The sequence below is a fragment of the Citricoccus alkalitolerans genome, from assembly GCF_039528175.1.
GTDB classification, from domain to species: domain Bacteria; phylum Actinomycetota; class Actinomycetes; order Actinomycetales; family Micrococcaceae; genus Citricoccus; species Citricoccus alkalitolerans.
The window spans coordinates 1,191,615-1,204,958 of record NZ_BAAALH010000001.1 but is presented as its reverse complement, the minus strand read 5'-3'; the positions used below and the strand labels follow the sequence as shown (position 1 = coordinate 1,204,958).

Below are 13,344 nucleotides of genomic sequence, written 5' to 3'. Positions count from 1 at the left end.
CTGCTCAGGAGGACGGCGAGGATGACCACCATCCGCGACACCAGCAATGTTGACGTAGCCCGCCAACCGGTGCACGGTGCATCCGGGGCGGCCGGGTTGCCGGAGATACCCCAGATCCTCGAACTCGAGGCCGGGCCGATGGCCCACGGAGGCCACTGCGTCGCCCGGCATGAAGGTCGAGTGGTGTTCGTCCGCCACACCATCCCCGGCGAGGTGGTCCGCGCCGTCGTGACCGAGGCGGGGGAGGGAGCCCGGTTCTGGCGTGCCGACACCGTCGAGGTGCTTCACGGCTCCGAATTCCGCCGGACCCACCAGTGGAAGCTGGCCGACTCCCTGCGTGCGCACGCCGCCGGCCGGCTACCCGTGGGCGGTGCCGAGTACGGGCACATCGTGCTGCCACACCAACGGCGCCTCAAGGCTCAGGTGTTCCGGGACACCGTGGCCCGGATCGCCGGGCTGCAACTCGAGGTGCACGTCACCGGGGCGCCGGGGGATGATCCATCCGGGCTGCACTGGCGCACCCGCAACGCCTTCGCCGTGACACCCACCGGTCGGCTGGCCATGCACGCGCACCGCTCCACCGTGCTGGTGCCGGTCCGCAACATGCCCCTCGGGGTGCCGGGCCTGGATGCCCTCAAGCTCTGGGAAGTGGACTTCACCGGTCTCTCCCGGGTGGACGTGGCCACGCCCGCCTCCGGCGAGCCGGCCCTGGTGCTGCTCACCCCTGCCGACGGTGCCGATCTGTCCCAGCTGGGCGGCCGAATGCACCGGCAGACCAGCCGGCTGCCGGAGGGCACTTCCGTGTCGCTGATCGTACCGGGAGAGAACCCGAACGACCGGCCGGAGTTACACCGCCTGCGCGGCCGGACCTGGACCCAGGAGTCGGTGGCCGGCGCCGGCGGGTCAGAACATGCCTTCCGGATCACCGGGGACGGCTTCTGGCAGGTCCATCGTTCCGCTCCCTCCATGCTGGTCGACGCCGTGCTCGCGGCGGCAGATCCGCAGCCAGGACAGGTCATCGCCGACCTATACGCCGGTGCCGGACTGTTTTCCGCGTTCCTGGCTGACGCGGTCGGGACCGAGGGGCTGGTGCTGTCCGTGGAGGCCGCACCGGGAGCCAGCAGGGACGCCCGGCGCAACCTGCACGGGGTCACCCAGGCAGCCGTCCTCAACGGCATGACGGACCGGGTCCTGGGCGGCTGGCTGTCCAAGCCGGACGAGCCGGTCGCCGACTGCGGCCTGGGCGGACGTTCGGTCGACACGGTGGTGTTGGACCCGCCCCGGGCGGGCGCCGGCAAGACGGCCGTGGAGCGGATCCACCGACTGGACCCGGAGAGGATCGTCTACGTGTCCTGCGATCCCGCGTCCTTCGCCCGCGACCTGGGGCTGTTGTCCCAGGCCGGCTGGACCGCGGCGAAGGTCGACGTCTACGACCTCTACCCGGACACCCACCACATGGAATCCGTGGCGCTCCTCACGAAGTCCTGACCGCGGTGCCGGAGTCAAGAGAACATGCGGCTCCGTCAAGAACGCCACAAATCTCCCCGTCACGCACGACTTCTGGGCGGGTGAAGCGCGGGATCCTGCCGTCCCTCGGGATAGGATGGTGACCGAGCCCCCTGTGACGGAGTCGTCAGACTTCGGCCCAGGTTCGGCATGTGGCCGCCACCACCGGTCCCTTACCGCCCGCACGCGGTACGGGACGCCCGGTGGCACGGCAATGGCACTCAAGACCGGCCAATCGCCCTGACCCAGGGCGGGAAGAGGAGTCCTCCGTGACTACTGTTGACAGCTTCGGCTCCAAGGGCGTCCTGGACGTCAATGGCGCCGAATACGAGATTTTCCGGCTCAACAAGGTGGAGGGTGCCGAGAAGCTGCCCTATTCCTTGAAGGTCCTGTTGGAGAACCTGCTCCGCACCGAGGACGGCGCCAATATCACCGCCGACCACGTGCGAGCGCTGGCGTCCTGGGACCCGACCGCGCAGCCGGACACCGAGATCCAGTTCACCCCCGCACGCGTCCTCATGCAGGACTTCACCGGCGTGCCCTGCGTCGTGGACCTGGCGACCATGCGTGAGGCCATCAAGGATCTCGGCGGCGATGCCAACCGGGTGAACCCGCTGGCCCCGGCTGAGCTCGTGATCGACCACTCCGTGCAGATCGACTCCTTTGGCAATGAGCAGGCGATCGAGCGCAACATGGACATCGAGTACCAGCGCAACGGTGAGCGGTACCAGTTCCTGCGGTGGGGCCAGACCGCCTTCGACGACTTCAAGGTCGTCCCCCCGGGCATGGGCATCGTCCACCAGGTCAACATCGAGAACCTGGCGCGCACCGTCATGACCCGAGATGTGGACGGTGTCCTCCGTGCCTACCCGGATTCCTGTGTCGGCACCGACTCCCACACCACCATGGTCAACGGCCTGGGTGTGCTGGGCTGGGGAGTGGGCGGCATCGAGGCCGAGGCAGCGATGCTCGGCCAGCCGGTCTCCATGCTCATCCCGCGCGTCGTCGGCTTCAAGCTGACCGGTTCCATCCCGGCCGGCGCCACCGCCACCGATGTGGTCCTGACCATCACCGAGATGCTGCGCCAGCATGGCGTGGTCGGCAAATTCGTCGAGTTCTACGGTGAAGGCGTCGGCTCCGTGCCGCTGGCCAACCGCGCCACCATCGGCAACATGTCCCCGGAGTTCGGCTCCACCGCCGCCATGTTCCCGATCGACCAGATCACCCTGGACTACCTGCGCCTGACCGGTCGCTCCGAGGAGAACATCGCCCTCGTCGAGGCATACACCAAGGAACAGGGCCTCTGGCACGACGCCTCCGCGGAAGTGCACTACTCCGAGTACCTCGAGTTGGACCTGGGCACCGTGGTGCCCTCGATCTCCGGCCCGAAGCGCCCGCAGGACCGCATCCAGCTGACCGATGCCAAGGACCAGTTCCGCAAGGACATCCACAACTACGCCACGGAGGATGAAGCCGGTTCCGGCCGTCCGTCCAAGTCGGTGGACGTGGCCATGGAGGACGGCCGTGAGTTCCAGCTGGACCACGGCGCCGTCTCGATCGCCTCCATCACCTCCTGCACCAACACCTCCAACCCCTCGGTGATGATGGCCGCCGCCGTGCTGGCCCGCAACGCCGTGGAGAAGGGCCTCGCGTCGAAGCCCTGGGTGAAGACCTCCGTGGCTCCCGGCTCCCGAGTCGTCACCGAGTACTACGAGAAGTCCGGCCTCATCCCGCACCTGGAGGCCCTGGGCTTCCACATCGTGGGCTACGGCTGCACCACCTGCATCGGCAACTCCGGTCCGCTGGAGTCTGAGGTCTCGCAGGCCATCCAGGACAACGACCTGTCCGTGACCTCGGTGCTATCGGGCAACCGCAACTTCGAGGGCCGCATCAACCCGGACGTCAAGATGAACTACCTGGCCTCGCCGCCGCTGGTGGTCGCCTACGCCCTGGCCGGCACCATGGACTTCGACTTCGACAACCAGCCCCTGGGCCAGGATGCCGAAGGCCAGGACGTGTTCCTGAAGGACATCTGGCCGGACCCGACCGAAGTGCAGCAGATCATCGACCGCTCGATCGACACCGAGATGTTCACCCGCGAGTACGGCACCATCTTCGATGGTGACCACCGTTGGCAGGCGCTCTCGACTCCTGAGGGCGACACCTTCGCGTGGGACGCCGAATCGACCTACGTCCGCAAGCCCCCGTACTTCGAGGGCATGCAGGCACAGCCGGAGCCGGTCCAGGACATCGAAGGCGCCCGGGTGTTGCTCAAGCTCGGCGACTCCGTGACCACCGACCACATCTCCCCGGCAGGTTCCTTCAAGTCGGACACCCCGGCCGGAAGGTACCTGCTGGAGAACGGCGTGGAGCGCAAGGACTTCAACTCCTACGGCTCCCGCCGTGGTAACCACGAGGTGATGATCCGCGGTACGTTCGCGAACATCCGCATCAAGAACCAGCTCCTGGACGGTGTGGAGGGCGGCTTCACCCGTGACTTCACCCAGGACGGCGCCCCGCAGGCCTACGTCTACGACGCCGCCCAGAACTACCAGGCCGCCGGCACCCCGCTGGTCATCCTGGCCGGCAAGGAGTACGGTTCCGGCTCGTCCCGCGACTGGGCCGCCAAGGGCACCGCGCTGCTGGGCGTCAAGGCTGTCATCACCCAGTCCTTCGAGCGCATCCACCGCTCGAACCTGATCGGCATGGGCGTGCTGCCGCTGCAGTTCCCTGAGGGCGAGTCCGCGGACACCCTCGGCCTGGACGGTACCGAGACCTTCGCCATCTCCGGCGTGACCGCCCTGAACGAGGGCACCACCCCGAAGACCGTCAAGGTCACGGCCACGCACCAGAACGGCAAGGTCACCGAGTTCGACGCGGTCGTCCGCATCGACACCCCCGGTGAGGCCGACTACTACCGCAACGGCGGCATCCTGCAGTACGTGCTGAGGCAGATCGCGACCAAGTGATCGTCCGCCGGCTCCCCGCACCGGGGGACCGGCTGTAAGAGGACGAAGGGCCGGACCCCGTGTGGGGGTCCGGCCCTTCGTCCTCTGGTGGTCCCCGCCGCGCGGTATTCTGGTGGGACCAAGTTCTTCCCCGGCCGAAAGGACCGCTTGCCCGTGGGCCTTCTCGAAACCATCCATACCCCGCAGGACCTCACCCGACTCACCGGTGGTCAGTTGCGGCAGTTGGCCGAGGAGATCCGCAGCTTCCTCATCGCCACCGTCTCCCGCACCGGCGGCCACCTCGGGCCCAACCTCGGTGTGGTCGAGCTGACCCTGGCGATCCACCGGGTCTTCGACTCGCCCCGGGACGCCGTGATCTTCGACACCGGGCACCAGTCCTACGTGCACAAGCTCGTCACCGGTCGCCAGAACTTCTCCACGCTGCGCCAGGAGGGCGGGCTCTCCGGCTACGGGGACCGCGGCGAGTCCGTGCATGACGTGGTGGAGTCCTCCCACGCCTCCTCGTCCCTGTCCTGGGCGGACGGGATCTCGCGGGCCTGGTCCCTGCGTGGGGACGGAGACCGTTCCGTGGTGGCCGTGATCGGAGATGGTGCCCTGACCGGTGGCATGGCCTGGGAGGCCATCAACAACATCGCCGCGGATCGCGACCGGCGCGTCGTGATCGTGGTCAATGACAACGGACGCTCCTACGCGCCCACCGTCGGCGGGCTCGCCAACCAGCTCTCGGGGCTGCGCCGGGCGTTCCTGGACAAGCTCCGGACCCACCGCACCTACGAGGACACCCTCGACTTCTGGAAGTCCCGGCTGCAGACCTCCGGAACGGCCGGGCGGTTCGTGTACAAGTCCCTGCATGCCACGAAGAAGGGCATCAAGGACTGGTGGGCTCCGCAGGGCCTGTTCGAGGACCTGGGGATGAAGTACATCGGTCCGATCAACGGACACGACCAGGCAGAGCTCGAGGAGGCGCTGGCGGACGCCAAGAACTACGCCGGCCCCGTCATCGTGCATGCCATGACGGAGAAGGGCCATGGCTATGCCCCGGCGGTGGCCCACCAGGACGACCAGTTCCACGCCATCGGCAAGATCGACCCGGAGACGGGCGAACCGGTGGCCTCCAGCTCCGGCCCCTCCTGGACGTCCGTGTTCGGTCAGGAGATCTGCGCGATCGCGGACGAGCGCGAGGACATCGTGGCCATCACCGCGGCCATGAAGATCCCCGTCGGCCTGGGGCTCATGGCCGAGAGGCATCCGCGACGCGTCTACGACGTCGGGATCGCCGAGCAGCATGCCGTCACCTCGGCCGCCGGCATGGCCTTCGGCGGGCTGCATCCCGTGGTCGCCGTGTATGCCACCTTCCTCAACCGCGCCTTCGACCAGGTCCTGATGGACGTCGGCTTGCACCGGGCCGGGGTCACGTTCGTCCTGGACCGGGCCGGCGTCACGGGACCGGACGGGCCCAGCCACCACGGCATGTGGGACTTGGCCCTGCTGCAGTCTGTTCCCACCCTGCGCATCGCCGCACCCCGGGACGCCCAGCGGCTCCGGGAGGAACTACGCGAAGCCGTGTCCGTGGAGGATGCGCCCACGGTCGTGCGGTTCTCGAAGGGATCCGTGGGACCGGAGATCGCCGCGCTGGAGCGGCTCGCGGACGGCGTGGACGTGCTGGTCCGCCTGGGAGGGGCCTCAGAGGAGCCCGGGACCGAACGCGACGTGCTGATCGTCGCCGTCGGGACCATGGCCGAGCTCGGCCTGGACGTGGCCGCCCGGCTGGCCGACCAGGGGATCTCCGCCGCCGTCATCGATCCGCGGTGGGTGCTGCCTGTGCAGGAATCCGTGATCGAGATGGCCGCCCGCCACCGGATCGTCGTCTGCATCGAGGACGGTGTGAAGGCCGGCGGCGTCGGCTCGCGGATCCGACAGGAGATGCGCGCCCGCGGCGTGGACACGGCGCTCAACGAGGTCGGCCTGCCGGTGGAGTTCCTGGCCCACGCCTCCCGGGACCAGGTGCTCGAGCGCACCGGCCTGACGGCGCGGCGGATCGCCCAGGACACGGTGGCGCAGGTACTCGGCACGAAGGTGCCGTTCGCGCGGCCCCTGACGGGCCAGATGAGCCAGGTCCGGGCGGCCGGGGACATCGGCGGCAAGGATGACAACACGGGGCAGATCCCGTCAACGAAGGGCAAGTCTTGAGCATTGTGCGTACCTACCGGCGGACCGAGCAGGACGGCCAGCAGCGTCTGGACTACCGCGAGGCATGGTTCGAGCCCGGCAGCGGGGAGGTCGTGGTCCACCACGGCCGGATCGGCAGCACGGGAACGACGTCGGCCGAGCAGGTCCCGGACGACGCCACCGGCGAGCAGCTGCTCGCCGGCTTCGCCGCGCAGTGCGCGGAGGACGGCTTCGCCGTGCTCCCGGCGGACGAATCGAAGCATTTCGAGGTGTACTACCGGCTGAAGGGCGCAGAGCCGACGGCCGTGGAGACCACCCTGGTAGCCAAGCTGCGCGGAGAGATCACCAATCAGCTGGCCTGGCGCGGCCTGGGTGAGGTCGTGGACGAGCGCGCGGAGTCCGGCCGCGTGGTGTTCGATGTGGCCACGCCGCACCCACGCAAGGCTGCCGCCGAGATCCCGGCCGCCACCAAGTTCGCGGGCGTCCAGCCCTCCCGCGTCACCACCTCCCGCTGAATCGACGCTGCTGCGGCCCTCTCGCCGTGGCACGCCGACCACATCACTCGAAGGATTGAATTCCATGGAACACCGCCGTCTCGGGCGCTCAGGCCTGTCCGTCTCCGTCGTCGGGCTGGGGTGCAACAACCTCGGCCGCCCCGGCACCGTGACGAAGAGCCAGGAGGGGACGGACGCCGTCGTGCATGCGGCCCTGGACGCCGGGGTGACCCTGTTCGACGTGGCGGACACCTACGGGGCGAGCCCCGGCCTGAGCGAGGAGCGGCTGGGCCGGGCCCTCGGGGCCCGGCGCGAGGAGATCGTGCTGGCCACCAAGTTCGGCATGGACATGGGTGGCGTCAACGGGAACGACTTCGGGGCCCGCGGCTCGCGCCGGTACATCGTCAAGGCCGTGGAGGCCTCGCTGCGGCGGCTGGGCACGGACTGGATCGACCTGTACCAGTTCCACACTCCGGACGATGCGACGCCAATCGAGGAGACACTCTCGGCCCTGGACGACCTGGTGCGCTCAGGCAAGGTGCGGTACCTCGGTCATTCCAACCGGGCGGGGTGGCAGATCGCCGAGGCCGAGTTCGTGGCCCGCGAGCTCGGGACCGAGAAGTTCATCTCCGCCCAGAACCACTACAACCTGCTGGACCGCCGCGCCGAGCTCGAGGTCCTGCCCGCAGCGAGGGCCTTCGGGCTCGGGGTGCTGCCGTACTTCCCGCTGGCCAACGGCCTGCTCACGGGCAAGTACTCGTCCGGCCGGGCGCCCGAGGGGTCGAGGCTGACGCACAGCCGCCAGCACCTGGTCTCGGACGCGGACCTGGACCAGCTCGCGCGGTACGGTGAGTTCGCCCGGGACCGGGGGCTGTCCGAGGTGGACCTCGCCTTCTCCTGGCTGGCCGCCCAGGAACCGGTCGCCTCCGTGATCGCCGGGGCCACCCGGCCGGAGCAGGTCCGTCAGAACGCCGAGGCCATCCGCTGGGTGCCCACGGACGACGAGCGGGCCGAGCTGGACGGCATCTTTCCGGCCGCCCCGAAGATCGCCCTGTTCTAGTGGGATCCACTCTCCTGGGAGCAGTTGTCGTCGGCGCCGCCGGGCCGACGTTCGGCCTCAACGCCGTGGAGATCCTGCTCTGGATCGTGGTCATCGCCGTGGTCGGGATGCTGGTGTGGTCCCTGGTCTCCCTGTCCCACTCACCCCTGGACCCGGGACGGCGCATCCCGTGGGCCTTCCTGATGTTCCTGCTGCCCGTCCTGGGGCCGGCGGTGTGGCTGTGGTGGCGGTTCTACTACTACCCGCGGCGCAAGACCGAGCAGCCGTCCTGGGACCCCAACAGCCGCGAGATCGTCGTGAATCCGCCGCGGCGCCCGACCGCGGGCAACTAGTCCGCCGGCGTTTGATAGCCCAGCGCCACCTACAGGGTCACGAGGACGCGGTCACCGTCCACGGTGGCGGTGTACTCGGTCAGTGGCTTCTGCGCCGGTCCGCCGTAGGGTGCCCCGGTGGCCACGTCGAAGTGCGAACCGTGGCAGGGGCAAGCGAAGACCTCCTCGCCGTTCTCGGTGGCGGGAGCCACGGTGCAGCCCTGGTGCGTGCAGACGGCCGAGAAGGCATGCACCTCGTCCTCCGCCGGTCGGCTGATCAAAAGGGTCCGACCCTCGACCATGACGCTGGTCATCCCACCGACGGGCAGGTCTGCCAGGTCGATAGCCGGAGTCGGGGAGCCGCCCACGTGATGTGAGGGGGCGTTGTCCTCGGCGCGGATCTCATCCGTGCACGCCGTCAGTCCGAGGGTGCCGGCCACCCCCACCGCGCCGAGCAGCGTGCCGCGTTCCAGGAAAGACCTGCGGGAGGGTCCGCAACCGTCACAGGGGGCGCCGGCGTCGTGCTGGTCCTGCGGTCCGGCGGCTCCGGTGGAGGCCTGGTGAGCGGAAGTCATCCCTCCATTATCCGCCGTCCGTGGCCGAACGGCGAGCAGCCCGTGGCGGTGTCGGCCGCCCTCGTGATGCCCCGCGTGGCGACCGTCAGGCGTGGAACCGCCGGCCGTTGACCCGCTCGGAGGCGCCCACCTGATCGAGGTACGGGGTGATGCCGCCCAGATGCATCGGCCAGCCGGCCCCGAGGATCATGCAGAGGTCGATGTCCTCGGCATCCGCCACGACACCCTCGTCCAGCATGAGACCGATCTCCTGGGCCAGGGCGTCCTGCACCCTGATCAGCAGCCCCTCGTCCGTCTCGGGGGAGTCGCCGAACTCCAGGACCGCCAGGGTCTCGGAGGGGATGGCCTCCTGGCCGTCCTCGCCCTTCGCCCACAGGGACGTGATGCCGGCGTCGATCAGTGACTGCAGGTTCTTCGAGACCGGGAACCGCTCGTCCCCGAAGGCGGTGTTGAGAGACTCGGTGACGTGCTGGGCCACGGGGATGCCCACCATGGACAGCAGCGTGAACGGCGTCATCGGCAGCGCCATCGGATCCAGGGCGTGGTCCGCCACGGTGGCGTCCGTGCCCTGGTCGAAGGAGTGCTGGACCTCGCCCAGCATCCGCAGCAGGATGCGGTTGACCACGAAGGCGGCGGCATCTTGCACCAGCACGGCGGTCTTGCCCAGACCCCGGGCGGTGGCGAAGGCGGTGGCCAGTACCGCGTCCGTGGTGGCCGGCCCGCGCACGATCTCCACCAGGGGCATCACCGCCACCGGGTTGAAGAAGTGGAAGCCGACCAGCCGCTCGGGATGTTCCAGTCCGGAGGCCATCTCCGTCACGGACAGGGAGGAGGTGTTGGTGGCCAGGATGCACCCGGGCCTGACGACGGCCTCGACCTCGGCCAGCACGGCCTTCTTGACCCCCATCTCCTCGAAGACGGCCTCGATCACCAGGTCGGCATCCGCGTAGACGTCCTTGGAGACGGATCCGGTGACGAGGGCCTTCAGCTGCCCGCCCTGTTCGGCGCTCAGCTTGCCCTTGGCCACCAGCGTCTCCACCTGACCGTGCACGTGGCCGACGCCGCGGTCCACGCGGGCCTGGTCCACATCCGTCAAGACCACGGGGACGTTCAGCCTCTGCGCGAAGACCAGCGCCAGCTGGCCGGCCATGAGGCCGGCACCCACCACGCCGACCTTCTGAACCGGACGGGCCAGCTCCGGGGAGGGGGCGCCAGCCGGCTTCTTGGAGCGCTTCTGGACCACGTCCAGGAAGGCGTAGACGGTGTGGGCGAACTCGGGGGTCAGCATCAGCTCACCCAGGGCGGCGGCCTCGGCGGCGGCTGATTCCTCCCGGGTCCAGTGACGGCCGGCGGCGAAGAGCTCCATGGCCTTCGCCGGTGCCGGCACGTATCCGCCGGTCTTGGCAGCCACGATTGCCTGGCCCTCGGCGATGGCCTCGTCCCAGGCCTGGTCGGAGTGGTCGCGGTCCCGGTGCTGCTCCAACGCGGCCACGGTGCCGGCGTCCCCGGTCAGTATCCGAGCTGCCCACGCCGTCGAGGCCTCGATGAACACGGCCGTATCGGCAGGATCGGCGGCGGGGTCGAAGACCGCGTCCGCCAGGCCGATGCGGTAGGCGGTGCGGCCGTCGATGTTGCGGTTGTTCGCCAGCGGGTTCTTGATCATCACCGTTAAGGCGTCCTTCGGGCCGGTGAGCCGCGGGGTCTTCCACACGCCGCCCCAGCCGGGGACCAGGCCGATGAAGGCCTCGGGCAGGCCCAGGCCCTTCGCGGCGGAGGACACGGTGCGGTAGTTGGCCGCCAGGGCGATCTCCAGACCGCCGCCGAGCGCCACACCGTTGATGAACGCGAAGGAGGGTACCGGGAAGTCGGACAGGCCGTTGTAGACCTCGTGCCCGAGCCGGCCCAGCAGGACGCCGTCCTGAGGGTCGGTGAGCCGGTTGATGGTCCCCAGGTCCGCACCGGCGACCAGGAAGCCGGCCTTCCCGGTGATGGCGACGGCGGTGATCTCGCCGCGGTGTGCCCGTTCGGCCTGGGCCTCGAGCACCTGGCCGATCCCGATCAGGGAATTCGGACCCAGGGTCGTGGGACGCCGGGGCCCGGCGTCATTGTCCAGGACCAACAGCGCCAGGGTCCCGGCGCCGTCGGAAAGATCGATGTCCGTCACCGTGGCCCGTGTGAGGACCTCGTCCGGGAATCTCGCGGCGAGGCCGCGGTACGGCGCGAACCGGTCTCCGTTCGCGTCGGTGGTGGACGTCGGGACGACTGGCTCGGACATGCTGCTCCTGAGTGGGAGGGACGGGCGTCTACGCCATCGTATCGGAACTCGTGACCAGCGAATAGGGGACTGAGTTTCAGGTTGGGTCGGGGTCCAGCAGCGCCACCGTCACGATCGGTGCCACGGCCGTGACCTGCCACGGCCGGGCGCCGAGTCCGGCCAGGGCGGCTGAGACCGAGTCCAGATCGATGGTCTCCGGAGGAGTCCAGCACAGCCGGCGCAGGGTGTCCGGCGTCAGGAGGTTCTCCGTGGGCAGTTCCAGCTCCTCGGCCCTGTTGCCGACCCAGGCCTTCGCCGTCTTCAGTCGGCGGTCGGCCAGCGGGTTGCGGTCCCGCCAGGCGCGCGGCGGGGGCGGGCCGTCATTCGGCAGGTGCAGCGGGGGCAGGCCGGCCTTGGTCCGCGCGGCGGCCTGCCCTGCCTGGATGGCCCGGATCCAGCGGGGGCCCTCCTTGGCGGCGGCCCGGCCGTGGAAACCCTGCGTCTTCAGCAGGGCGGGCACGGTGGTCGGCTGGCTGGCGGCGGCGGCCACGATCGCGGCGTCCGGGATCAGGCGTCCGGGCGCCACATCCCGGTTCTGGGCCAGGGCCTCCCGGGTCTCCCAGAGCTCCCGCACCACGGCGAGCTGTTCCGGTTTGCGCAATCGGTGCATGCCCGAGGTGCGTCGCCAGGGGTCTTTGCGTGGGCCGGGCAGCGGTGCCTTGCGGATGGCCTCGAACTCCTGGTTCGCCCAGTCCAGCTTGCCGGCCTCGGTCAGCATCGTGATCATCGCGGCCCGCAGCTCGACCAGCAGCTCCACGTCCAGAGCGGCGTACCGCATCCAGTCCTCCGGCAGCGGCCGCTTGGACCAGTCCGCGGCGGAGTGCTCCTTCGCCAGGGTCACCCCGAGGAGCTGTTCCAGGACGGAGGCGAGCCCCACGCGGGGCAGTCCGAGTAGACGCCCGGCCAGCTCGGTGTCGAACAACCGGTCCGGCCACATCCCCAGCTCGGCGAGACAGGGCAGGTCCTGACTGGCCGCATGCAGGATCCACTCGACTCCTCTCAGGGAGTCCTGGATGATCTCCAGGTCCTCGAAGGCCTCGGGGTCGATGAGCCAGATCCCGGCACCCTCGCGCTTGATCTGGATCAGGAAGGCCCGCTGGCCGTAGCGGAAACCTGAGGCCCGTTCGGCGTCCACGGCCACGGGGCCGGTGCCGGCCTTCAGGAGCCGAGCACACCGCTCCAGCTCCTGGCGGGAGTCCGTGACGAAGGGAATGCCGCCGGCCGGCTCGGTGAGGAGCCGGGGCGGTTCGGAGGCGGTGGCCTCCGTCAGGTCCTCTTCCGGGGTGGCGCTGGTGTCCGCAGTGATGTCAGTTCCTCCTGATACGCGGCAAGGGTGTGACACCGTCCGGGACCGGCGGCAGCCCGGCGAAGGCACAGACCATGTCCGCCCAGGCCTCCAGATGATCGGTGCTGTCCGGGCCCTCGGGTGTCCAGGAGGCCCGCAATTCGATGTCGATGGTGTCCGGACGGGTGGCCAGGCCGCCGAAGCTCTCGGACAGCACCCGGGTGGCGGTCCCGCCGGCCTCCGTGTAGCGGGCCCGGTGGGTCTCGAGGGCCTCCACCAACCAGGTCCAGGCCACGGCGCCGACCATGGGATCATTGCCGAGATCGGACTCCAGCGACGCCCGGATATAGGTCACCACCCGGAACGTGCCCTTCCACACCGGGGACCCGGCGGGATCGTGCAACAGGACGAACCTGCCGGTGGCCAGCTCGGGCCGGCCCTCCACCGTCGGATCGTGGACCTCGGCCGCCAGGGCCACGGCAAACGGGGCGAGACGCCCCGGAGCGGGGATCTCGTCCAGGGTGATCTCCTGCCGGTGCTGAGCACGGCGCAACCCTGACAACGCCTCACGGAACTCTCCGGGAAGGCGTCGCGTCTCTGCGGAGCGGTGGCCAAGGGCAGTCACGCAACCAAGGTTAAAGCCGCCCCCGCTGGATCCTGG

At 69.5% G+C, this 13,344-nt stretch carries 10 protein-coding genes; 6 read left to right on the top strand and 4 right to left on the bottom strand.

Translation table 11 applies throughout. The features are described 5' to 3' along the window. The first annotated feature begins 21 nt into the window (after positions 1 to 21). From ABD134_RS05400 to ABD134_RS05375, 6 genes are all read left to right on the top strand, one after another. On the top strand, positions 22 to 1,488 hold the full coding sequence (locus ABD134_RS05400; protein ID WP_344227351.1) for a class I SAM-dependent RNA methyltransferase: 1,467 nt from the start codon (positions 22 to 24) through the stop codon (positions 1,486 to 1,488). Positions 1,489 to 1,775: 287 nt separating this feature from the next. Further along, on the top strand, positions 1,776 to 4,475 hold the full coding sequence (acnA, locus tag ABD134_RS05395; protein ID WP_344227349.1) for an aconitate hydratase AcnA: 2,700 nt from the start codon (positions 1,776 to 1,778) through the stop codon (positions 4,473 to 4,475). Between the two features lie 153 nt (positions 4,476 to 4,628). Beyond that, a complete protein-coding gene (gene dxs, locus ABD134_RS05390) occupies positions 4,629 to 6,665 on the top strand; it encodes a 1-deoxy-D-xylulose-5-phosphate synthase (protein WP_344227347.1) in 2,037 nt (678 codons plus the stop codon). Positions 6,666 to 6,670: 5 nt separating this feature from the next. Next, entirely contained in the window at positions 6,671 to 7,159 is a 489-nt protein-coding gene (locus ABD134_RS05385; RefSeq protein WP_344227722.1) for a hypothetical protein, read from the top strand. A gap of 64 nt (positions 7,160 to 7,223) precedes the next feature. Continuing rightward, positions 7,224 to 8,198: an aldo/keto reductase gene (locus ABD134_RS05380; protein ID WP_344227345.1), complete on the top strand. Its 975-nt coding sequence runs from the start codon at positions 7,224 to 7,226 to the stop codon at positions 8,196 to 8,198. Next, complete coding sequence (locus tag ABD134_RS05375) at positions 8,198 to 8,530, top strand: PLDc N-terminal domain-containing protein (protein ID WP_344227343.1); 333 nt, start codon at positions 8,198 to 8,200, stop codon at positions 8,528 to 8,530. Before ABD134_RS05380 ends, ABD134_RS05375 begins: the two co-directional genes overlap by 1 nt. A 29-nt stretch (positions 8,531 to 8,559) precedes the next feature. Here the strand turns inward: ABD134_RS05375 and ABD134_RS05370 are convergent, their stop codons facing one another. The 4 genes from ABD134_RS05370 to ABD134_RS05355 form a co-directional block, all read right to left on the bottom strand. Further along, the gene (locus ABD134_RS05370; protein WP_344227341.1) at positions 8,560 to 9,084 is read right to left on the bottom strand and encodes a QcrA and Rieske domain-containing protein; all 525 of its coding nucleotides are present in this window, start codon (positions 9,082 to 9,084) and stop codon (positions 8,560 to 8,562) included. Positions 9,085 to 9,169: 85 nt separating this feature from the next. Next, positions 9,170 to 11,359 carry a 3-hydroxyacyl-CoA dehydrogenase NAD-binding domain-containing protein gene (locus ABD134_RS05365; RefSeq protein ID WP_344227339.1) on the bottom strand — a complete coding sequence of 730 codons (2,190 nt, stop codon included), beginning with the start codon at positions 11,357 to 11,359 and terminating at the stop codon, positions 9,170 to 9,172. A 76-nt stretch (positions 11,360 to 11,435) separates the two neighbouring features. Next, positions 11,436 to 12,668 carry an HRDC domain-containing protein gene (locus ABD134_RS05360; RefSeq protein WP_344227721.1) on the bottom strand — a complete coding sequence of 411 codons (1,233 nt, stop codon included), beginning with the start codon at positions 12,666 to 12,668 and terminating at the stop codon, positions 11,436 to 11,438. Positions 12,669 to 12,705: 37 nt separating this feature from the next. Continuing rightward, a complete protein-coding gene (locus tag ABD134_RS05355) occupies positions 12,706 to 13,308 on the bottom strand; it encodes a DUF3000 domain-containing protein (protein WP_344227337.1) in 603 nt (200 codons plus the stop codon). Between the last annotated feature and the right edge of the window lie 36 nt (positions 13,309 to 13,344).